We start from the raw sequence: 21,013 nt of genomic DNA on the forward strand, positions 1-21,013 counted from the left end.
GATGGCGCGGGGGACAACCACGGAACTTCACTGGTGGCAGACGCGCACGTTCGTCGCGTGCGTCGCCTTGGCCTCGATCATCCCGCTGTTGTGGCCGGAGATCCCGCCACTGGTCGACCTGCCCGGGCACATGGGGCGCTACCGCGTCCAACTCGCGATCGGCGACAATCCGTGGCTGAGCCAATGGTATGATTTCCGGTGGCAGCTGATCGGCAATCTGGGCGTCGATCTGCTGATCGAGCCGCTTGCGCCGATCTTCGGCCTCGAGCTGGCGGTCAAGCTGATCATGATGGCGATCCCGGCGCTGACGGTGACCGGGTTGTTGTGGATCGCGCGCGAGGTCCATGGCCGGATCCCGGCGACCGCGCTGTTCGCGCTGCCGCTCGCGTACAGCTATCCCTTCCAGTTCGGCTTTGCCAATTTCGCGCTGGCGATGGCGCTCGCGCTCAACCTGTTCGCCTTCTGGGTACGGCTCGGGCGGCTGGGCAAGCTACGGTTGCGCACGATCCTGTTCGTCCCCGCCTCGTGCCTGTTGTGGCTGTGCCATACGTTTGGCTGGGGCGTGCTCGGCGTGCTCGCCTTCTCCGCCGAGCTGATCCGCCAACACGATATCCGCAAGGACGCGATCCGCGACAGCGGCGCGTCGCATGGCTGGGTCAGCGCGATCATCCGCGCCGGGATCAACTGCATCCCGCTCGCGCTGCCGATGGTGATGATGGTGCTGTGGCGGTCGGGCGACCACGTCACCGGCAAGACGCAGGACTGGTTCAACTGGCGCTGGAAGATGAACTGGATCACGATGGTCCTGCGCGACAGGTGGATGGCGTTCGACATCGCCTCGGTCACCGTGCTCTTCATCATCCTGTTCCGCGGCATCCGCGACCAGACGATCGAATATTCGCGCAACCTGTCGCTGTCCGCGCTGTTCCTGCTGCTGGTCTATATCCTGTTGCCGCAGATCGTGTTCGGATCCGCCTATGCCGACATGCGGCTCGCGCCGTTCATGCTCGCCTTCGCGATCATCGCGCTGCGCCCGCGGCACGGGCTGTCGCTGCGCGGCGCGGCGGTGCTCGCGGTGCTCGGGTTCAGCTTCTTCGCGGTTCGACTGGCGGGCACGACGATCAGCTACCTGATCTACGACCGGTCGTACGACCAGGCGATCGCCGCGATCGACACGCTGCCCGAGCGTGCGCGCGTCGTCTCGTTCGTCGGCCGGCGCTGTCGCGACGACTGGGCCTATTCGCGGCTCGAGCATGTGCCCGGGCTGTTGCTCGAGCGCCGGCTGGCGTTTGCCAACGATCAATGGTCGATGGCGGGCGGACAGCTGATGACGACACGCTATCCCGCCGCGCGCGGCTTTTCGCACGACCCGTCGGAAATCGTGTCCGACATCCGCTGCCGTGGCCAGTTCTGGCGACCGATCTCGACCGCGCTCGAGCATTTTCCGCGCGCGGCGTTCGACTATGTCTGGCTGATCCACCCGCCGGCGTTCGACCCGGCGCTGATCCACGACCTGACGCTGATCCGCCGCGACGGCACCAGCGCGTTGTTCAAGGTCAATCGGACGGTGACGCCCCGCCCCGCCGAAACGGAGTGAGTTCGCCGAGATAGTCGCGATCGGCGGCGACCGCCTCGCGCTCGCGTTCGAGGAAGTCGGCGATCGCCCGGCGGAACCCCGCGTCGGGAATATAATGCGCGGAATAGGTCGCGACGGGCGCATAGCCGCGCGCGAGCTTGTGCTCCCCCTGCGCGCCCGCCTCGACCGTCTGCAGACCGCGCGCGATCGCAGCGTCGATCGCCTGATAATAGCAGAGCTCGAAATGGAGGAACGGCACCTCCTCGGTCGCGCCCCAATAGCGACCATAGAGCGTGTCCTCGCCGATCAGGTTCAGCGCCCCCGCGATCGGTACGCCGTCGCGCTCGGCGAGGATCAGCAGGATCCGGTCGCCCATCGTCGCGCCGATCGTGTCGAAGAAACCCCGCGTCAGATAGGGCTGGCCCCATTTGCGGCTGCCCGTGTCCTGATAGAAGACCCAGAACGCATCCCAGTGCGCGGGCGTGATCTCGGCCCCGCTCAGGTGGCGGATCGTCAGCCCTTCGACCGCCGCCGCGCGCTCCTTGCGGATCGCCTTGCGCTTGCGGCTGGCGAGCGCGGCAAGGAAATCGTCGAAGCTCGCATAGCCCGCGTTCCGCCAGTGGAACTGCGTGCCTTGCCGGATGAGCCAGCCGGCCGCCTCGAACGCGGCGACCTCGTCGGGTGCGATGAAGGTCGCATGCGCCGACGACAGCCCGCTCTGGTCGGTGACGGCCTCGACCGCGGCGATCAGCGCCGGCGCGAGCGTCGGATCGCGCAGCAACAGCCGCGGGCCGGGCACCGGGCTGAACGGCGCGCACAGCTGGAGCTTGGGATAATAGCGCCCACCCGCGCGCTCCCAGGCGTCCGCCCAGGCGCGGTCGAAGACATATTCGCCCTGGCTGTGGCTCTTGGCATAGGCCGGGGCGATCGCGGCGGGCGTACCGTCGTCATCGTCGATGACGATCGGGAGTGCCTGCCACCCCGAACGCCCGCCGACGCTGCCCGAGGTTTCGAGTGCGGCGAGGAAGTCATGGCCGACAAAGGGATTGCCCTCGCCTGCGCACGCGTTCCAGTCCTTGGCGGCGATTGCGACGACGCCTGAGGCGATGCGGGCTGAGAGGGCGGTCATGTGCCCCTAAAATAGGGGCACATGCGTCAGGCTCAAGCGGCGGAGACCTGGACGATCGCGTCGATCTCGACCGCGGCGCCGAGCGGCAGGACGGGCACGCCGACCGCCGAGCGCGCATGCTTGCCGGCATCGCCGAACAGCTGGACCATCAGGTCGGACGCGCCGTTGGCGACCTTGGGCTGGTCGGTGAAATCGCCGTGCGAGTTGACGAACACGCCGAGCTTCACGATCCGCTCGACACGGCCGAGCGAGCCGAGCGCCGCCTTCATCTGCGCGACGAGCATCAGCGCGCAACGCTGTGCCGCATCCTGGCCGTCCTCGAGCGAGACGCCGTCGCCGAGGCGCCCGGTGACGATCTGGCCGTCCTTGAAGGGCAGCTGACCCGAGATGTGGAGCAACCCGTTCGCCTCGACGGCGGGGACATAGGAGGCGACGGGGGCGGCGGCCTGCGGCAAGGCGAGGCCAAGCTCTTCGAGCTTGCGGTCGATACGATCGGTCATGTCCGCGGTCTCACCACAAGCGCGGGGCTCCGGTCAAGCGGGGGACGCATCAGTCGATCCGCATCGCCTCGGCCGCCAGCGCCTCGGCCTCGACGAGCAGCGCGTCGTCGGCGGTGTTGGTCGCGACCTTCTCGCGCCCGATCAGCGTGAGCACGGGCACCGCGAGCGGGGTCACGCGGTCGAGATCGACGTGCAGCATCGTCGCCGCCGCGCGGTCGAGCAGCCCGGCGAGGCGGCCGACATCGGTCATCCGCGCGCGCGCATCCGCCCATGCCGCTTCGAGCAGCAGGTGCGTCGGCTCGTATTTGCGCAGCACGTCGTAGATCAGGTCGGTCGAGAAGGTGACCTGCCGTCCGGTCTTGCGCTTGCCGGGATGCTGGCGCTCGACCAGCCCGCCGATCACCGCGACCTCGCGAAACGCACGCTTGAGCAGATGCGACTGCTGCACCCAGTCGACGAATTCGTGCTCGAGGATATCGGCGGAGAACAGCGCGGCGGGGTCGGTGATCTTCTCGAGACCGTAGACGGCGAGCGCATAGTCGTTCGCGACGAAGCCGAGCGGCTTCAGTCCGAGCGTCTCCATGCGCCGGGTCACGAGCATGCCGAGCGACTGGTGCGCGTTCCACCCCTCGAAGCTGTAGGCGATCATGTAATGCCGCCCCTCGCGCGGGAACGTCTCGACCAGCAACTGCCCGGGTTCGGGCAGGACCGAGCGCAGCCGCTGATATTCGAGCCATTCGCGGACGTCGTCAGGGAAGCGCGCCCATTCGCCGGGATGCGCGAGAAAGCCGCGGACGCGGTCGGCGAGGTTAGTCGACAGCGGCATGCGGCTGCCGCCATAGGTCGGGATGCGCGCGGGTTTCGACGTCGCGCGGACGACGAGATCCTCGGTATCGATCTTCATCACCTCGAGGCTCAGACCCGCGAAGAAGAAGGTGTCGCCGTGGCTGAGCTGTGCGGCGAACCCCTCCTCGACGCGGCCTAGCGCGCGGCCATTGCCGAACCGGACGTTGAGCATCGTCGCCTCGACGATGATGCCCGCGTTGAGGCGGTGCTGCGCGATGAACTTGGGGTGGCTGATACGCCAGGTGCCGTCGGGATCCTGCGTCAGCCGCTTGAACCGGTCATAGGCCTTGAGGCTGTAGCCGCCGTCGCGGATGAAGCCGAGCACCCGTTCGAACGTCTCGGTCGGCAATGCCGAATAGGGCAGCGCGGACCGGATCTCGTCGAGCAGGTCGGCTTCGCGGAACGGTGCGGCGCACGCACAGGCCATGACGTGCTGCGCGAGCACGTCGAGCGCGCCGACGCGGAACAGGTCGGGATCGAGCTCGCCCGCCTCGACCGCATCGAGCGCGGCCCGCGCCTCGAGATATTCGAACCGGTTGCCGGGGACGAGGATCGCCTCGCTCGCCTCGTCGAGCCGGTGGTTCGCGCGGCCGATCCGCTGGAGCAGCCGCGACGAGCCCTTGGGCGCCCCCATCTGGATCACGCAGTCGACATTGCCCCAGTCGACCCCCAGGTCGAGGCTGGCGGTGGCGACCAGCGCGCGCAGCTTGCCGTCCGCCATCGCGCCCTCGACCTTGCGTCGCGCCTCGCGGGCGAGGCTGCCGTGGTGGACGCCGATCGGCAGGTTGTTCGCGTTCACCTTCCACAGGTCCTGGAAGATCAGCTCGGCGAGGCTGCGCGTGTTGCAGAACACGATCGTCGTGCCGTGCGATTCGATCTCGGCCATGACCTGTTCGGCGGCATAGCGACCCGAATGTCCCGACCACGGGATGCGGCCCTCGGGCAGCAGGATCGCGATGTTCGGGTCCGCGCCGGGCTCGCCGTCGACCATCGTGACCTGGTCGATGTCGCCATCGGGCGCGAGCCATGCACGGTAGCCGTCCGCATCCGCGACCGTCGCCGACAGCGCGACGCGGCGCATTCCCGGCGCGATCTTCTGCAGCCGCGCCATGCACAGCGAGAGCAGATCGCCGCGCTTGCCGGTCGCAAACGCGTGAACCTCGTCGACGATGATCGTCCGGATCCCCGCGAACATCGTCAGGCTGTCGGGATAGCTCAGCAGCAGCGACAGCGATTCGGGCGTGGTCAGCAGGATCTGCGGCGGCTTGATCCGCTGTCGCGCCTTGCGGTCGGACGGCGTGTCGCCGGTCCGCGTCTCGACGCGGATGTCGACGCCCATTTCCTCGATCGGCGTCAGCAGATTGCGCTGGACGTCGACCGCGAGCGCCTTCAGCGGCGAGACATAGAGCGTGTGGAGCCCCTCGGTCGGCGCGTCGATCAGCTCGGCGAGCGTCGGCAGGAACCCCGCGAGCGTCTTGCCCGCACCGGTCGCGGCAACGAGCAGCGCATGCTCGCCCGCGCGCGCGGCATCGAGCATGTCGCGCTGATGCCGACGCGGCTGCCACCCTCGCGTCGCGAACCAGCTTTCAAGGGGCAAGGGCAGTTTGGTCACGCAACGTTCACGCATCGTCGTCATATGGGGGCGGTGCGCCCCATCGCCATGGACCCTGTTGCTATGGATCTCATAGGCATGGACCTCATCGGCATGGTTGGCGCCCGGCGATCGAGCCCGATCGGCGTCGGATGGTTTCTCGCAACGAAAGGCTCCTGGTGTCGCTCTATCGCTACCTTCTGCCCCTGCCTCTCCTCGCGCTGCTGCCGCTGGCGAATGCGACCGCGGCGTCGCAGTCGTTCATCGGCGCGGGCGGACTGATACGGCTGAGCCATCCCTCGAGCCTGCAGCCGACGCGGAATTTCGCCGGACGCGCGCTGATGAGCGCGGGCTGGCGGCTGATGTGGGACGGGACCCCGGTCGGGCGCGGCGTCGGCGTGGTCCGGTTCTGGCAGGTCGCAAAGCCGACCGACGGCCAGGGCCAGGTGACCGAGATGATCCAGGTCGGTTTCAGCCGCAGCGCCACAGTGATCGCCACATGCGGCACCGCGGGCACGCGGTCGGGCAGCGGGCGACGGTTGCCCGACCGGATGCTCGGCGGCCATCGCTGGACGGTGTATGCGAACGGCGATGCCGGGATGAGCCAGGCGGTCCGCGCCACCAATTTCCGCACCGTGGTCAACGGCGCCTGCTATGCGATCGACCGCGTCACCTATTCGGCCGCGGCCGCCCCGCCGCCGCGGCGCAATGCCCCGCCACAGGCCGTCGCCGCGGCACGGATGGATGCCATCCTGGCGACGATCAAGATCGGGCGGCGGCGCTGATCGGCCGGCGGCGCGCGCCGATCCGCGCGGTCGCCTGATCATCGCGGTCGTCGGGCGTGGAGCTGACGGCACCACCGCCTCGCTCGCGCGTACTAGCCCCATGGCAAGACTCGGCGACTGGCTCGAACCGCATCCGCACGGCATCCTGGTCAAGCCGATCGATGCCTGGATCGATCCCTCAATCCCCAGCGCGAAGGCGCTCGTGACGCATGGCCATGCGGACCATGCGCGCGGGGGCACGCGGCGGTCTGGGCGACGCCCGAGACGCTGGCGATCATGGACGCGCGCTATGGTCCGCAAACCGGCCACCCGGTCGCATATGGCGAGACGATCCGGATGGGGGGCGGAGCGGATGGCGCAGGCGACGGGGTTGATATCGGCTTCGTGCCCGCGGGGCATGTGCTCGGCTCGGCGCAAATCATTCTCGATTATCGCGGCGAACGCGTCGTCGTGTCGGGCGATTACAAGCGCCGCAGCGATCCGACCTGCGTCCCGTTCCAGCCGGTGAAATGCGACGTGTTCGTCACCGAGGCGACGTTCGGCCTGCCGGTGTTCCGGCATCCGGACACGGGCGACGAGATCGACAAGCTGATCACCGCGCTCCACGCTAATCCCGAACGCTGCGTGCTCGTCGGCGCCTATGCGCTGGGCAAGGCGCAGCGCGTGATCTGCGAACTGCGCGAACGCGGGCACGAGGCGCCGATCTATATCCACGGTGCGCTGCAACGGCTGTGCGACCTGTATGCCGAGCATGGCGTGCGGCTGGGCGAGTTGCGCCCCGTCGCCGACGCGAAGAAGGCGGAGATGGCGGGGCATGTCGTGATGTGCCCGCCGGGTGCGCTCAACGATCGCTGGTCGCGACGGCTGCCCGATCCGATCACCGCGATGGCGAGCGGCTGGATGCGCGTACGCGGACGCGCGCGGCAGAAAAACGTCGAACTGCCGCTGATCCTCAGCGACCACGCCGACTGGGACGAACTGACGGAGACGCTCGCCGAGATCGCGCCGCGCGAGGTCTGGGTGACGCATGGGCGCGACGACGCGCTGATCCACTGGTGCATGACGCGACAGATCAAGGCGCGTGCGCTTGCGCTCGTCGGGTTCGAGGACGAGGACGACTAGGCGGGCTCAAGGCGTCCCCGGGACTCGGCGCGCGGTTTGCGCCAGGCCAGCCTGCGCCGCTCGATCAGCGACCGCCACGCCCATTCCACGGGGGCGATCGTGAAGCGCGTCAGATACGCATTGGCCAGCCACAGCAGCGCCACGTCGATGACCAGCGCGGTCGCCATCAGTTCCGCCCAGCCCAGCCGGCCATAGAGACCGAGCGCGAACGGCGGGAACAGGATCCACAGTCCGACGATCGTCTGCAGCACATAGATCGACAGCGCGGTCCGGCCCGCCGCGACGAACGGGCGCAACAGCCGTGCCCCGACAAGCGTCCCCACCAGCAGGTTGACCGCGCCGACATGACCGAGCGTCATCGCCTGGCGTGCGATTTCCGTCGTCGCCCACAGCGTCTTGGCGCTGGTGTCGAATCGCATCTGTTCGGCGGCACCGATGATCCGCAACGGGATCGCGACACCGTAGGCGATGACCGTCATCCGCCAGTAGAACGCCCGCGAGCGGCTGCCCTGGAGGATGCCCAGCCTGTAGAGCGCCGCGCCGATCAGCATCACGCCGGCGGCCTCCCAGACGAACAGCAGTTCGAGCCCGCGGCTTTCGAGGTACGCGGTGACGCTCCACTGATAGGCCGCCCATGTCCTGAAGTTGCCCGTCCGCGCCTTGTCCTCGGCGACGATCCTGGCCTTGTCCTCGGCCTTGCTCTTCGCGCGCGCGGCCTTGTTCTTGGCGATCTTGGCGAGAAACGCCCGGTCCGCGGCCTCGACCGGCCGCCCCGCGCCGCGCGCGGCTTCGATGGCCGCGACCCTGGACTGCGTCTGCACCGTCGACACATAGCCATAGGTCCCGCCCGCGAACTGCAGCACCGCGGCGGCCAGCCCGAACACGATCAGCAGGCGCGGACGGAGCCGGCGGAACAGGAACGCGACCAGCGCCGCAAGGCCATAGGTGTGCAGAATGTCGCCCGGCCACAGCAGGATGAAGATGTGCACGAGCCCGAACGCGAACAGCAGCAGGTTGCGGACATAATAGCGCTTCATCACGACGCGCGTGCCGACCGCCAGCGCGGCGCGATCGGTCAGGATCACCATCCCGGCGCCGAACAGCATCTCGAGCATGCAGCGCGCGGTTCCGTTCGCGATCACCTCGCGCAGCCACCACGCGACCTGGTCCTGCGTCGCCCAGCCGAAATGACGGACATCGTCGAACGACGCGAACAGCGAGCCGCCCATGTCGTTGATGTTCATGAACAGGATGGCGAGGATCGCGATCCCGCGCAGGATGTCGAGGACCGCGATCCGCGGCGCGCCATCGGGCTCCGCCGCGGTCATCGCCGGCGAGGTCCCGCCGATTGCATGTCCGGCGTGCGTGATGTCGGCGGCATCGTCGGCGGCGGCGCTACCAGCAGTCTGATCGTTCATCGGTCTGGGCCCCCCGTGATGACGACGCGACGCTACGCCGTTGCAGGCAGAAGGCAAGCGTCAGCCGGTGCCCTCGAGCGTGCGCGCGCGGCGGCGTTGTACCGAACTGCCGATCCCAAGCGACTCCCGGTATTTCGCGACCGTCCGCCGGGCGATGTCGAAGCCCTTGCCGTCGAGCAGTTCGACCAGCGTGTCGTCCGACAGGATCTTGGCACCCTCGTTTGCGATCAATGCCTTGATCGCGCTTTTGACCGCCTGCGCGGAGACCGCGTCGCCGCCGTCGGCCGACTGGATCGCCGACGTGAAGAAATATTTGAGTTCGTACAGGCCGCGCGCGCACGAAACATATTTGTTGCTCGTGACCCGGCTGACGGTCGATTCGTGCATCTCGATCGCATCGGCCACCATCCGCAGCGTCATCGGCTTCAGGTGCGCGACGCCGTGGAGGAAGAACGCCTCCTGCTGCTTCACGATCTCGGTCGCGACCTTGATGATCGTCCGCTGTCGCTGGTCGAGCGCCTTGACCAGCCAGTTCGCGCTGGCGAGGCAGTCGCTGAGCCATGCCTTCGACGCCTTGTCCTGCTGCCCGCTCGCCAATTCGGTATAATAGCTGCGGTTGACGAGCACGCGCGGCAGCGTCGCGGCGTTGATCTCGATCGCCCACCCGGCCTTGGTCCGCGCGACGAACAGGTCGGGGACCACCGCCTGGCTCGGCTCGCCGCCGAACCGGCAGCCGGGCTTCGGATCATAGCCGCGAAGCTCGCGGATCATGTCGGCGATATCCTCGTCGTCCACCTCGCAGATCCGCTTCAACCGGCCAAGTTCTCCGCGGGCGAGCAGGTCGAGATTGTCGATCAGCCGCGCCATGCACGGATCGTAGCGGTCGGCCTCGCGCGCCTGGATCGCGAGGCATTCGGCGAGATCGCGCGCGCCGACGCCGGTCGGGTCGAACGTCTGGATGATCGCGAGAACATGCTCGGTACGGGCGAGCGGCACGCCGAGCCGCGTCGCCATGTCGAGGAGCGGGGCCGTCAGATACCCCGCCTCGTCGATCTGATCGATCAGATGCGCGGCGATGAACGCATCGTCCGCGGCGATCGCGGGACCTGCCTGCGCCATCAGGTGATCGGCCAGGCTGAGCCCGGTATCGGCGAACGCGTCGAGATCGGGGCCGTCCTCGCCCCCTGCCCCGCCCGCACTGGCACCGGTCATCGACAGCGCGCCGTCCATCCCGCTGCCGCCATCGGCGACGCTGTCCTGCTGATGGCTCTCGGTCGCATAGTCGACGTCGAGCGCGGGCTCGTCGCCGCCCGCCGCGCCCGAGACGAGGTCGTCTGCCGCGACGCGTTCGTCGCGCGGCGTCTCGGGCGCCGGCTCCTGGCCGGGGTCACGATCGGGGCCGTCGCCATCGTCGGCTGCGCCCGCCTCGAGCAGCGGGTTTCGCTCGATCTCCTCGGCCAGGAACCCCTCGATCTCGAGGTTCGACAGCGCCAGCAGCTTGATCGCCTGCTGCAATTGCGGGGTCATCACCAGCGATTGCGATTGGCGAATGTCCAGGCGAGGCGCGAGGCTCATGACACTAGAGCGAGAAGCCTTCGCCCAGATACAGGCGGCGGACGTTCGCGTCGGCGACGAGCTCGGCGGGGCTGCCCGAGAACAGCACGCGACCGTCATAGATGATGTAGGCGCGGTCGACGATGTCGAGCGTCTCGCGGACGTTGTGATCGGTGATCAGCACGCCGATGTCGCGCCGCTTCAGATCCTTCACCAGATCGCGTATGTCGGCGATCGAGATCGGGTCGATCCCCGCGAACGGTTCGTCGAGCAGCATGATCGACGGCTCGGCGGCGAGCGCACGCGCGATTTCCGCGCGGCGGCGTTCGCCCCCCGACAGCGCCATCGCGGGCGAGGTCCGCAACCGCGTCAGGCCGAATTCGTCGAGCAGCGTATCGAGCTTGCGCTGACGCTCGGCTTTGTCGGGTTCGGCGAGCTCGAGCACCGTGAGGATGTTCTTCTCGATCGTCAGCCCGCGAAAGATCGACGTCTCCTGCGGCAGATAGCCCAGGCCTAGGATCGCGCGCCGGTACATCGGCAACCGCGTGATGTCCTCGCCGTCGAGCATGATGCGGCCCGGATCGGGCTTCACCAATCCCATCACCGAATAGAAGCACGTCGTCTTACCCGCGCCGTTCGGCCCCAGCAGCCCGACCACCTCGCCCCGCCCGACCGACACCGAGACGTCGGTCAGTACGGTGCGCTTGTCATAGGACTTGGCGATCGACACGACCTGGAGGCCGTCGACCACCGGCGATTCGACGATCGGCTCGCCGTGCGCGCCGGCATTGTCGATCGGGGGCAGCGTGGAGGCATCCATCAAGATCGGCCTTCAGATAATAAGGGAGCGGCAGAAACGGGAACGGTGCGCATCGGCAGCGGGGAAACGGAAGGCGTGAATCCGGTCTCCGATCGCGAGAGCCCGGTCTTCGATCGCGAAAGCCATGTCATGCCGGGCGAGATCGATCAGTTGCGCTTGGGGACCGAGAAGGTCCCGGTCACGCGGCCGCCGGTCTGCGTCACGGTACCGCCGCTCGCCGCCGCGCCGTTGCTGCCGCGTACCGACGATCCGTCGATGACCGCACGGCCCGTGTCGAGGTTCATCGTCAGACGCCCCCCGTTGACGGTGTTGCCGCCCTGGGTGAGCGTGACGGCGCCCAGCATCGTGATCACGCGCTGGTTGAGATCGTAGATCGCATATTGGCTTTTCGCGGTCTGGTCCGGGCGCCGGACGGTGACGCCGCCCGATGCGTCGAGCCGCGAGACCTGCGGATTGCCGCCGATCACCTCGCCCGTATACGCGACCGTCATCCGCGCCGAATTGAGCGTCATGTCGGCCTGCTTGACCGACACGCTGCCGCTCAGCACGGCGCGATTGGCCTTGTCCTGCAATTCGATATGATCCGCGCCGAAGTCGATCGGCGCGTTGGAATTATGGGCACGCTGCGCGGAGACGCCGGTTGCGGCGAATGCCAGGAGCATCAGGAGGGTGGGGGCATGAAGGGCGCGCATGGCCGCTATTTCGGCCCTCGCGGCACGATCCGCAAGCGGGCATTGCCATCAAGCCTGACGGTTCGTCCCTCGAGGTCGGCGTGCAGCTTGTTCGCGCTGAACCGCCCCTGCGGCACGGTGCCCGTCACCGCGCTCCCGCTTTCCATCGTCCGCGCGCGCAGATCGAGCGTCGCATTGGTCGTGCGCAGGTCATACCCGCGCGGTGCGGTGACGTTGAGCGGACCGTCGAGACGGACCTTCTCGGTATCCATGTCGTAGCGCCCGGTATTCGCCTTCACCGTGGCGGGACCGTCGGAAAGCTGCAGCAGCGCACTCAGACGCGTCATGTCGACGACGGGCTCGGCGGAGCTCTTCTGGATCGCCGATCCGGCATCGAGCGAGAACGCCTGCCCCTTCGAATCCTGCCCGCGATATTGCGCCGCCTGGAGCTTCATCCGCTCCTGCGCGACCTCGACCTTGTTCTTGTCGAGCACGAACGACACGTCGCCGCCCGCGGTCAGCGGCGCCATGACCAGAAACGCGGTCAGCACGCCGATCGCGGTCGGCAGGCCGATGCGTGCGAGCCCGACGACGCGGTCGTGGCGGCTGCCCGGCGCCGCCCAGACCTGCCGCGGCGACCGCACCGGCCGTCGCGACGGCCCTCCGGCAGGACGTGGCGTCCGCACCATCTCAGGCGTGCGCGAAGATATCGATCTCGGGCCATCCGGCGAGATCGAGCGCCGCGCGCGTCGGCAGGAAGTCGAAACAGCTCTGCGCGAGTTCCATTCGGCCCTCACGGATCAGGCGGCGGTCGAGTTCCTCCTTCATGCGGTGGAGGAAACGGACGTCGGACGCGGCATAATCCTTCTGCGCCTCGCTCAGCACGGGGCTGCCCCAGTCGGACGATTGCTGCTGCTTCGAGACGTCCTGCCCCAGGAGCTCGCGGACGAGTTCCTTCAGCCCGTGCCGGTCGGTATAGGTCCGCACCAGCCGCGACGCGATCTTCGTGCAATAGACGGGTGCGGCGACGACGCCCAGATAATGCTGGATCGCCGCGATATCGAACCGCCCGAAATGATAGAGCTTGAGCCGTTCGGGATCGCTCAGCAGCGCCTTGAGATTGGGCGCGGCATAGTCGCTGTCGGCTGCGAATCGGACGAGATGCTCATCCGGCCCGCCATCCGAAAGCTGGACCACGCAGAGTCGATCCCGCGGCGTGATCAGCCCCATCGTCTCGGTATCGACCGCGATCGAGGCGCCGGGTGCGAAGATCCCGGACGGGATATCGCCCTCATGAAGATGAACTGTCATCCCCCGGCCCTAGCGGGGGTCGCCGCGCCGCTCAATGGGTATGCGGTCATCCCCCTGCGGCGCACAGCCGCCCAGACGGCCGACAAACCCCTGATCCGAAGCGCTTGCGAGCGCTTGGCGATGACGCACCAGACGCCCTGCCCAGAGCCGGCCTGCACGAACCCGTCGACCGTGAATGCCGTGCCGCCGTCCGATGCCTCTCTTTCGCCGTGATGCTGGGCGATGATAGAATTGCCCACAAGATTCTGTTCGCGGTGACTTGATTTTTGCGCTATGCCTCGATCACGGCGCAAAAGGTTTCGCGCCCGAAGGCCCGCGTTCGTCGTCCGGACACGCCGGTTTTCTGGAGAGATTTTGCGGGCGAACCGGGAAGACGATCAGGGCTTATGGGTTTCGATAAAGGTGGCCGCGGGAACCGTGGCGGGCGTGGCCGCGACAAGCGTGACAGCTTCGGCGGCGGCAGCGACGATTTCGGCGGCGGCAGCAGCTTCGGCGGCGGCGGCGACCGGTTCGGCGGCGGCAGCAGCTATGGCGGCGGCGGTGGCAGCAGCTACGGCGGCGGCAGCAGCTTCGGCGGCGGCGGTGATCGCTTCGGCGGCGGCGGCGGTGGCGGCGGTGGATACCGCGGCGGCGGTGGCGGCGGCTTTGGTGGCGGCGGCGGCGGCGGTGGCGCCGGTCGTGGCATGCCCCCGCAGGTTGTCGGCGAAGGCACTGGCGTCGTAAAGTTCTTCAACGCGCAGAAGGGTTTCGGCTTTGTCGTGCGTGATGACGGCGGCGAGGACGTGTTCGTGCACATCAGCGCAGTCGAGCAGGCCGGCATGGTCGCACTCGCAGAGGGTCAGCCGCTCGGCTTCACGCTCGTCGACCGCGGTGGCCGTATCTCGGCGACCGACCTGAAGATCGATGGCGAGCCGATGGCCGTTACCGATCGTGGTCCCCCGCGTGATCGCGACGAAGGCCATGGCGCCCCCGTGGTGGCGATCGTGGTGCAGGCGGCGCGCCGCAGCGCCAGCTGACCGGTGAGAAGGCGACGGGCACCGTCAAGTTCTTCAACGCGATGAAGGGCTTCGGCTTCATTCAGCGCGACGATGGCCAGCCCGATGCATTCGTGCACATCTCGGCCGTCGAGCGTGCCGGCATGGCGACGCTGAACGAGGGCGACAAGCTCGAGTTCGAGCTCGAGGTCGATCGCCGCGGCAAGTACGCAGCCGTCAACCTGAGCGCAGGTGGCTGATAACGGTTCGGTCGAACAGCGCGGTTTTCGGACACGCATGACGATCGAACGGTATGTGATCGCGGCCGGTCTCGCACTCGCGGGGCCGGCCGCTTTCTTTGCGCCCCTCCCCTGGCGGCAGACGCGGCCGCGCGCGGGTACGACGAGAGTCGTCAGGCGGGCGTGGCCGTCGGCAAGCCGGTCACGGATCGTTCCGGCCGGACGGACGCACCTGTCGCTGCGCCGCAAACGCCACGAGCGGCGAACCCGAGGACTAGCCCAGAGCCCGCCCGCCCTACGGTCGGTCCGGTCCCGATCCTGTCCGTCCGCGTCGTCGCCCGTTATCCGCATGATCGCACCGCGTTCACCGAAGGGCTGTTGTGGCATGACGGGGCGCTGTTCGAGAGCACGGGCAAGGAGGGGGTGTCCGACGTCCGGCGCGTCCGCCTCGCCGATGGCCGGGTGCTCAAGAAGCAGGCGATCGATTCGCGTCAGTTCGGCGAGGGTCTCGCGCTGTGGAACGGCGATCTGATCAGCCTGACATGGCATGACGGCATCGCGCATCGCTGGGACGTGCGCAGCCTGACCCCCAAGGGCACGAATCGCTATAGCGGCGAAGGCTGGGGGATGACGACGCTCGGGGAGACGTTGATCCAGTCGGATGGTTCGTCGTCGCTGATCGTCCGTGATCCCACGACGCTGGCAGAACGCCGCCGTATCGCGGTGACGATCGACGGGCGTCCGGTGTCGCAGCTCAACGAGCTCGAATATGTCGACGGCGCGATCCTCGCCAATGTCTGGCAGACCGGCTTTCTGGTACGGATCGACCCCGGCACCGGCGAGGTGAACGCGATCATCGACCTGCGCCCGCTGGTCAAGGAAATCGGCGCGGCCGACCGCGATGCGGTGCCCAACGGCATTGCCTGGGACGCCCGGCGCAAACGGTTGTTCGTCACCGGCAAGCTGTGGCCGACGCTGTTCGAGATCACGATCGACGCCGACGAGGCCGACGAGGGCAGCGCTATCCGTCGATGATCATGCGCCGCAGCGTATCGATCCGGTCCGCCTCCGCCGCGGGCTTGTCGGTCCGGATCCGCGCGATACGCGGGAAGCGCATCGCCACCCCGGACTTATGCCGCTTCGACCCGTGCAGCGAATCGAACGCGATCTCGAGCACCATCGTCTTCTCGACCTCGCGGACAGGGCCGAAGCGGTTGAGCGTGTTCTTGCGCACGAACGAGTCAAGCATGCGCAGTTCCTCGTCGGTTATCCCCGAATACGCCTTGCCGACGGGCAGCAGTTCGCCGTCTTCGGTCCAGCATCCAAAAGTATAGTCGGAATAATAGGAGGACCGCCGGCCGCTCCCGCGCTGCGCGTACATCATCACGCAGTCGGCGGTCAGCGGATCGCGTTTCCATTTGTACCACAGCCCCGCGCGGCGCCCGCCGACATAGGGCGAGATCGCGCCGCTTGAGCATGACGCCCTCGATCGCCGAGTCGCGCGCCCCCGCCCGGACGGCCTCCAGGCCGGTGAAGTCCTTTGCCTCGATGACCTGGCTGAGGTCGAACCGGTCGGGGTCGAGGCGCGGCATGAACGCCTCGAGCCGCGCGCGCCGATCGGTCCAGGGAAGCGCCCGCAGATCCTCGCCATCGTCGATCAGGAGGTCGTAGACGCGGACGAAGGCGGGATAGTCGGCAAGCATCTTCGCCGACACGGTCTTGCGTCCGAGGCGCTGCTGCAACGCGTTGAAGCTCGCCGCCCCGCCACCTTCCTCAAGCGTCCCCCCTTGATGCTCGCCTTTCACGAGCAGTTCGCCGTCGATGGTCGCGGAGGTCGCGAACGCCCCCGCAATGTCGGGAAAGCTCGCGGTGACGTCGTCGCCAGTGCGGCTGTACAGGCGCGTCTGCCCGGCGACATGGACGATCTGGACGCGGATGCCGTCCCATTTCCATTCCGCGGCATAGTCCGCGAGATCGACGCGAAGGTCCTCGAGCCCGTGTGCGAGCATGAACGGGCGAAATACGGGGACGTCGGCGGGCGTCGGCTGTGGGCCCTCGCCCTCTGCCCAGGCGAACAGCGTCGCATAGGGAGGCGAGAGGCCATGCCAGACCTCCTCGACCGCATCGACGTCCAGACCGAACGTCTCCGCCAGCGCGGTCTTGGCCAGCCGCGACGAGACGCCGATCCGCAGCGCACCCGTCGCCATCTTGAGCAACGCGAATCGCTCCTCCGGGTCGGATTGATCGAGCATCTCGGCGAGCGCTGCCGGCGCGTCGGACCGCGAGACTTGCATGAGCCGGTCGACGACCTGCGAGATCGACAGCGGCGAAGCCGATACCGGCGTCACCGGCTCGGGCCACAGCAATGCGACCGTCTCTGCGGTGTCGCCGACATAATCGCGGCTCATCCGGAACAGGACGGGATCGACGCGGGCCTCGATCAGCGAGCGGATGACCGCCGACTTGATCCCGGGAATGTCGAGGTCGCCCGTCAGCGCCGCCATCGCCCAGCCCCGGTCGGGATCGGGCGTGATGCGCAGATAATCGCCGATCAGCTTCAGCTTCGCATTGCGCGAGCGCGTGTAGGTGAGCGAGTCGAGCAGGGCGGCGAAGGCATGCATGATGCCCCAACGCTCGGCATGGCCGCTGTGCTCCAGGATCGCGATCGGTCGAGCGACGGGACGCCCACAACGAAAAAGGCCCCCGGGTCAGCGAGGGCCTTCCCGTCCTTGGTCCACGGTTCGGCACGAGGCAGCGCCGTGTCAGTCTATCGCGTTCTTGATCCCCTTGCCGGCGAGCAGGCCGAGCACGAGGAACACGACGAACAGCGCGATCGCGATGAAGAACAGGATCTTCGCGATGCCGATAAAGGCGCCGCCGACGCCACCAAAGCCGAGCAGCGCGAGGACCAGGCCAATGACGAGAAACGTGACGGCAAGCTTCAACATGTTCAATCTCCTGTTGAAAGCTAAACCATGTTAATTCGCATCGGTTCCGGCCTGCGCTTGGGGACGCCGTCGCGGCGATCCGATCAGCCCTTGCGGCTGGCCTCGAACAGAAACCATGCGCGCTCCTCGGCGTGATCGGTCCATTCGTCGACGATCCCGCTGGTCGCATTGTCCTTGGCTTCGTCCGAGGCATCCTTGACGACGCGGAACTGCTCGACGAGCCGCAGATTGTCCTCGCGCAGCTCGGCGAGCATCTCGGTCGGGCCGACAAAGTCCTTGTCGTTGTCCGAGATCGACTGGTGCCGCGAGATATCGCCGATCGAGCGCAGCGTCGTGTTGCCCGTCTTGCGGACGCGCTCGGCGATCGCGTCGGTCACGCCGAGGATCTGCGCGGCCTGATCGTCGAGCAGCAGGTGATAGTCGCGGAAGTGCGGACCCGACATGTGCCAGTGGAAATTCTTCGTCTTGAGATACAGCGCGTAGCAATCGGCGAGCGCCGCGTTCAGCGCGTCGGCAACCGACTTGGTGCTGTTGCTGACGAGGTCAGTGGGGGTGTCGAGCGCTGGGTTGGTCTTCGGCATGGGAGGACTCCGATTCAAAGGATCGTTGCGTAAACGATCCGATACACGAAACGGTCCGCTAAAAGGCGTACGACTTTCCGGCTCAGTCTGATCGATGCGCTAGATCAGGCGAAGCGCATCGAGCGCCATGACCGCACCGGCGACGAGGAACAGCGCGCCCGTGCCCCGGCGGATCAGCGCGAGCGGCAGACGCTGCCACCGCGACGCGCCGAGCATGACGGCGGGGATGATCACGGCCAGCGATCCGATCGTGGCACCGATCGCGGCGAGCGCGGGGATCGTGCTCCGCGCCGCCAGCGTGAACACGATGAACTGCAGGCCGTCGCCGAACGCCAGGATGAACAGCCCGAGGATCGCGGTGGCGGCCGGGCCGATCGTCCATCCGCGCAACGGGTCGGGGGCGGTGACCGTCAGCATCGCGCCCCCGCCCTGCAGCATCAGCGCGAGTGCAAGCATCAGCAGGCGCGCATTGGGCGTCAGCAACGGGGCGAGCATCGCACCGCCTGCTGCCGCAATCCCGCTCGCCGCCAGCAGCGCGATCGCCGCGGCAAGGATGACGAGCCCGGGTCTGCGATACCGGTCGGCGAGGATCGCGGACAGCCACGCGGTCCGATCGCCACATTGCGCGAACGCGGCGGCGACCAGCGCCGCCATCAGCGCATCCATGGAAACCGCATCGTCATCGGATCAGGTCAGGATCCCGACAGGCGTACGGAGCAAAGCGCGGCAAATGCATGGCACGCCTGGACATCCTGTCGCTCGCTGCCGATCGCGTCCTTCAGCGTCGCCAGCCAGCCATGGACGAGCGGGCCGTGTTCGCCCCGCGCCAGCGCCGAGATCGATGAAATGCGCGACCGTCACCGCCGGGTTCATGCCGGCGCGGTGGGCGATCAGGCGGATCGCGTCGACATCGGGGGCGAGATCGCATGCGCGGGAATAGGGTGCGCGAACGTCGATCGCGGCGATCCGCGCTTCCAGATCGGCGCGGATCGGTGCCAGATCGACTGTTTCCGCGACTCGCTTGCCCGCCATCCCCATGATCCCGCCTTTCGACTCCATCGTTGCATATCAGCATGCACCCCTGCCGATAAAGATGCGGTTAAATACCCGCCTCGTCGCGATTCGGGGGTGATAAGCCGGCAAATACGGGCGATATGGTTGACTTGCCCGCGCGCTTGCGCCATGCGCCGCGACAGATCGGGCGGTGGCATTCGTGCTGCCGCCCTAGCATTTTCAGCCTTAAGGATTGGGCTCATGGCCAAGCCGACTACCGTCAAGATCAAGCTCGTCAGCACCGCAGACACCGGCTTCTTCTACGTCACCAAGAAGAACCCGCGTACCAAGACCGAGAAGCTCTCGTTCAGCAAGTACGATCCCGTCGTGCGCAAGCATGTCGAGTTCAAGGAAGCCAAGATCAAGTAATTCGCGCGACGGCGTCTGCCGTCGTTCGTATTGCATGGGACCGCAAGGCCGTGGGTAGCGATACCCGCGGCTTTTGCCGTTTATCCGCCCGCGGCGTTCGGCGTTCTTTTCGGCGCCGTTCGTCCGGGACTAGCCTCGCGCGATGGATCAGATCAGCGCGCCGACGGCTTCCATGAAGCGGGCCAGGCTGATCGGCTTCGAAACATAGGCATCGGCGCCCGCGGCGCGGATCCGCTCCTCGTCCTCGCGCCCGGCATAGGCGGTGACCGCCATGACCGGGATCGACCGGAGCGCGTCGTCGGCCTTGAGCTCAAGGATGATCTCGTAGCCGGTCACGTGCGGCATCTGGATATCCATAATGATCAGGTCGGGGGCGAAATCGCGCGCGCGCGCGACGGCGTCCCGCCCGTCCCGCACCGGCTCGGCAAGATAGCCGTGCGCGCGCAGGAGGTCGCAGAAAAGTTTGAGGTTGAGTTCGTTGTCCTCGACAACGAGCACCTTCTTTGCCACGCGAGCCACCATTCGTTTCGAGAAGGACCACGATAGGCAATGCGCGGCGTCGATACAAATGAAGACGCCGAGGCGCTCGCGCTCCGTGCGCTGGCCTGGACCCTGGCAGAGCCCGACCGCGCGACTCGGCTGCTGTCGGTGACCGGGCTCGAGCCATCGGACCTGCGCACCCGCGCGGGCGAGACCGCGGTGCTGGCCGCCGTGCTGGGCTTTCTCGAGGCGCACGAACCCGACATGATCGCGTGTGCCGCAGCCCTCGGGATCAAGCCCGAGACGCTCGCGCGTGCCCGGATGACGCTCGAACCGGGATATGAGTCATGAAGCCGCTGCTGATCAGCGATTGCGACGAAGTGCTGCTGCACATGGTCCGGCATTTCGGGACGTGGCTGGACGAGGCGCACGAGATCGACTTCTCGATCGGGCATGGCGATTTCGCGAACAGCATGACGCGACGCGATGGCGGCCCCGCGCCGACACGCGAGGATATGTGGGCGCTGCTCGGCGGGTTTTTCCCGGCGGAGATGCACCGCCAGACGCTGGTGCCGCATGCGCGCGAGGCGCTGGCCCGGCTGGCGGAGACGACCGACATCGTCATCCTGACCAACCTCCAGGACCAGTGCCGCCTGCCCCGGATCGAACAGCTCGCGGCGTTCGGGATCGCGCACCGCGTCGAATGCAACCAGGGCGGCAAGGGCGAGCCGGTCGCGCGGCTTGTTGCCGAATATGGGAACCCGGTGACGGTGTTCGTCGACGACCTCGCCGTGCACCATGATTCGGTTGCGCGACATGCCCCCGAGGTCCACCGCCTCCACATGATCGCCGAGCCGGTCCTTGCCGCGGCCGTGCCCAAGGCACCCGCAGCGCATGCCCGGATCGACGACTGGCGCGACGCGCACGACTGGATCGTCGCGCAGTTCGCCGCGGGCCCCAGCAAGGATCCCACACCCCCGCCCGCGTGACGGCAATCCGGTTGCGCCCCCGATATTCCCTGCGACGCTACGCGCTCGGGCAAGGGG

20 protein-coding genes and 3 pseudogenes are annotated in these 21,013 nt (G+C 67.5%); 8 read left to right on the forward strand and 15 right to left on the reverse strand.

Annotated elements, in window-relative coordinates; all coding sequences use genetic code 11:
* Position 1 precedes the first annotated feature (1 nt).
* Complete coding sequence (locus QP165_RS10265) at positions 2 to 1,597, forward strand: hypothetical protein (protein ID WP_333995558.1); 1,596 nt, start codon at positions 2 to 4, stop codon at positions 1,595 to 1,597.
* Here QP165_RS10265 and QP165_RS10270 read toward each other — a convergent pair.
* The 3 genes from QP165_RS10270 to QP165_RS10280 are packed head-to-tail and all read right to left on the reverse strand — an operon-like array spanning position 1,557 to position 5,663.
* The gene (locus tag QP165_RS10270; protein ID WP_333995560.1) at positions 1,557 to 2,705 is read right to left on the reverse strand and encodes a GNAT family N-acetyltransferase; all 1,149 of its coding nucleotides are present in this window, start codon (positions 2,703 to 2,705) and stop codon (positions 1,557 to 1,559) included. The two genes, QP165_RS10265 and QP165_RS10270, sit on opposite strands and share 41 nt — an antisense overlap.
* A gap of 32 nt (positions 2,706 to 2,737) precedes the next feature.
* Positions 2,738 to 3,205: a RidA family protein gene (locus tag QP165_RS10275; protein ID WP_056017981.1), complete on the reverse strand. Its 468-nt coding sequence runs from the start codon at positions 3,203 to 3,205 to the stop codon at positions 2,738 to 2,740.
* Between the two features lie 49 nt (positions 3,206 to 3,254).
* Positions 3,255 to 5,663, reverse strand: coding sequence for a ligase-associated DNA damage response DEXH box helicase (locus QP165_RS10280; RefSeq protein WP_443019280.1), 2,409 nt, complete (start codon positions 5,661 to 5,663; stop codon positions 3,255 to 3,257).
* 158 nt (positions 5,664 to 5,821) lie between these two features.
* On the opposite strand from QP165_RS10280, the gene QP165_RS10285 reads away from it, so the two are divergent.
* Together QP165_RS10285 and QP165_RS10290 are read left to right on the forward strand one after the other, a co-directional pair.
* Entirely contained in the window at positions 5,822 to 6,427 is a 606-nt protein-coding gene (locus QP165_RS10285; protein ID WP_333995563.1) for a hypothetical protein, read from the forward strand.
* A 100-nt stretch (positions 6,428 to 6,527) separates the two neighbouring features.
* Positions 6,528 to 7,549 (forward strand): annotated as a pseudogene (locus tag QP165_RS10290) (ligase-associated DNA damage response exonuclease).
* Here the strand turns inward: QP165_RS10290 and QP165_RS10295 are convergent.
* The 6 genes from QP165_RS10295 to QP165_RS10320 form a co-directional block, all read right to left on the reverse strand.
* Positions 7,546 to 8,967, reverse strand: coding sequence for a DUF418 domain-containing protein (locus tag QP165_RS10295; protein ID WP_333995564.1), 1,422 nt, complete (start codon positions 8,965 to 8,967; stop codon positions 7,546 to 7,548). The pseudogene QP165_RS10290 and the gene QP165_RS10295 sit on opposite strands and share 4 nt — an antisense overlap.
* A gap of 60 nt (positions 8,968 to 9,027) precedes the next feature.
* Positions 9,028 to 10,542 carry an RNA polymerase factor sigma-54 gene (gene rpoN / locus QP165_RS10300; RefSeq protein WP_333995565.1) on the reverse strand — a complete coding sequence of 505 codons (1,515 nt, stop codon included), beginning with the start codon at positions 10,540 to 10,542 and terminating at the stop codon, positions 9,028 to 9,030.
* A 4-nt stretch (positions 10,543 to 10,546) separates the two neighbouring features.
* Positions 10,547 to 11,341, reverse strand: a complete 795-nt coding sequence (gene lptB, locus QP165_RS10305; protein ID WP_333995566.1) for an LPS export ABC transporter ATP-binding protein — start codon at positions 11,339 to 11,341, stop codon at positions 10,547 to 10,549.
* Positions 11,342 to 11,487: 146 nt separating this feature from the next.
* On the reverse strand, positions 11,488 to 12,033 hold the full coding sequence (locus tag QP165_RS10310; protein ID WP_056017991.1) for an LptA/OstA family protein: 546 nt from the start codon (positions 12,031 to 12,033) through the stop codon (positions 11,488 to 11,490).
* 5 nt (positions 12,034 to 12,038) lie between these two features.
* Positions 12,039 to 12,701, reverse strand: coding sequence for an LPS export ABC transporter periplasmic protein LptC (gene lptC, locus QP165_RS10315; protein WP_333995568.1), 663 nt, complete (start codon positions 12,699 to 12,701; stop codon positions 12,039 to 12,041).
* Position 12,702: 1 nt separating this feature from the next.
* Positions 12,703 to 13,323 carry a ribonuclease D gene (locus QP165_RS10320; protein ID WP_056017994.1) on the reverse strand — a complete coding sequence of 207 codons (621 nt, stop codon included), beginning with the start codon at positions 13,321 to 13,323 and terminating at the stop codon, positions 12,703 to 12,705.
* Between the two features lie 386 nt (positions 13,324 to 13,709).
* Between QP165_RS10320 and QP165_RS10325 the strand changes: the two are divergent.
* Both QP165_RS10325 and QP165_RS10330 read left to right on the forward strand, forming a co-directional pair.
* Positions 13,710 to 14,557 (forward strand): annotated as a pseudogene (locus QP165_RS10325) (cold-shock protein).
* 162 nt (positions 14,558 to 14,719) lie between these two features.
* Positions 14,720 to 15,571: a glutaminyl-peptide cyclotransferase gene (locus tag QP165_RS10330; RefSeq protein WP_333995569.1), complete on the forward strand. Its 852-nt coding sequence runs from the start codon at positions 14,720 to 14,722 to the stop codon at positions 15,569 to 15,571.
* On the opposite strand, the pseudogene QP165_RS10335 reads toward QP165_RS10330, so the two are convergent.
* From QP165_RS10335 to QP165_RS10355, 5 genes and pseudogenes are all read right to left on the reverse strand, one after another.
* Positions 15,558 to 17,157: pseudogene (locus QP165_RS10335) on the reverse strand (cisplatin damage response ATP-dependent DNA ligase). The gene QP165_RS10330 and the pseudogene QP165_RS10335 overlap by 14 nt on opposite strands.
* Positions 17,158 to 17,298: 141 nt before the next feature.
* Positions 17,299 to 17,484 carry a DUF1328 domain-containing protein gene (locus tag QP165_RS10340; RefSeq protein WP_056018000.1) on the reverse strand — a complete coding sequence of 62 codons (186 nt, stop codon included), beginning with the start codon at positions 17,482 to 17,484 and terminating at the stop codon, positions 17,299 to 17,301.
* Between the two features lie 83 nt (positions 17,485 to 17,567).
* On the reverse strand, positions 17,568 to 18,065 hold the full coding sequence (locus tag QP165_RS10345; protein ID WP_056018002.1) for a Dps family protein: 498 nt from the start codon (positions 18,063 to 18,065) through the stop codon (positions 17,568 to 17,570).
* A gap of 99 nt (positions 18,066 to 18,164) precedes the next feature.
* Entirely contained in the window at positions 18,165 to 18,731 is a 567-nt protein-coding gene (locus tag QP165_RS10350) for a TMEM165/GDT1 family protein (RefSeq protein WP_333995571.1), read from the reverse strand.
* Positions 18,732 to 18,752: 21 nt separating this feature from the next.
* Positions 18,753 to 19,097, reverse strand: coding sequence for a hypothetical protein (locus QP165_RS10355; protein WP_333995573.1), 345 nt, complete (start codon positions 19,095 to 19,097; stop codon positions 18,753 to 18,755).
* Between the two features lie 222 nt (positions 19,098 to 19,319).
* Between QP165_RS10355 and rpmG the strand changes: the two genes are divergently transcribed.
* Entirely contained in the window at positions 19,320 to 19,487 is a 168-nt protein-coding gene (gene rpmG, locus QP165_RS10360; RefSeq protein ID WP_017977469.1) for a 50S ribosomal protein L33, read from the forward strand.
* A 147-nt stretch (positions 19,488 to 19,634) separates the two neighbouring features.
* Here rpmG and QP165_RS10365 read toward each other — a convergent pair whose 3' ends face one another.
* The gene (locus tag QP165_RS10365) at positions 19,635 to 19,997 is read right to left on the reverse strand and encodes a response regulator (protein WP_056018006.1); all 363 of its coding nucleotides are present in this window, start codon (positions 19,995 to 19,997) and stop codon (positions 19,635 to 19,637) included.
* 39 nt (positions 19,998 to 20,036) lie between these two features.
* On the opposite strand from QP165_RS10365, the gene QP165_RS10370 reads away from it, so the two are divergent.
* Together QP165_RS10370 and QP165_RS10375 are read left to right on the forward strand one after the other, a co-directional pair.
* Positions 20,037 to 20,318, forward strand: coding sequence for a DUF3572 family protein (locus QP165_RS10370; protein WP_056018008.1), 282 nt, complete (start codon positions 20,037 to 20,039; stop codon positions 20,316 to 20,318).
* On the forward strand, positions 20,315 to 20,956 hold the full coding sequence (locus QP165_RS10375) for an HAD family hydrolase (RefSeq protein ID WP_333995577.1): 642 nt from the start codon (positions 20,315 to 20,317) through the stop codon (positions 20,954 to 20,956). The genes QP165_RS10370 and QP165_RS10375 overlap by 4 nt, the downstream gene beginning before the upstream one ends.
* The last annotated feature ends 57 nt before the right edge of the window (positions 20,957 to 21,013 follow it).

The organism is Sphingomonas sp. 22R3R2A-7, assembly GCF_036856055.1.
GTDB lineage: Bacteria > Pseudomonadota > Alphaproteobacteria > Sphingomonadales > Sphingomonadaceae > Sphingomonas.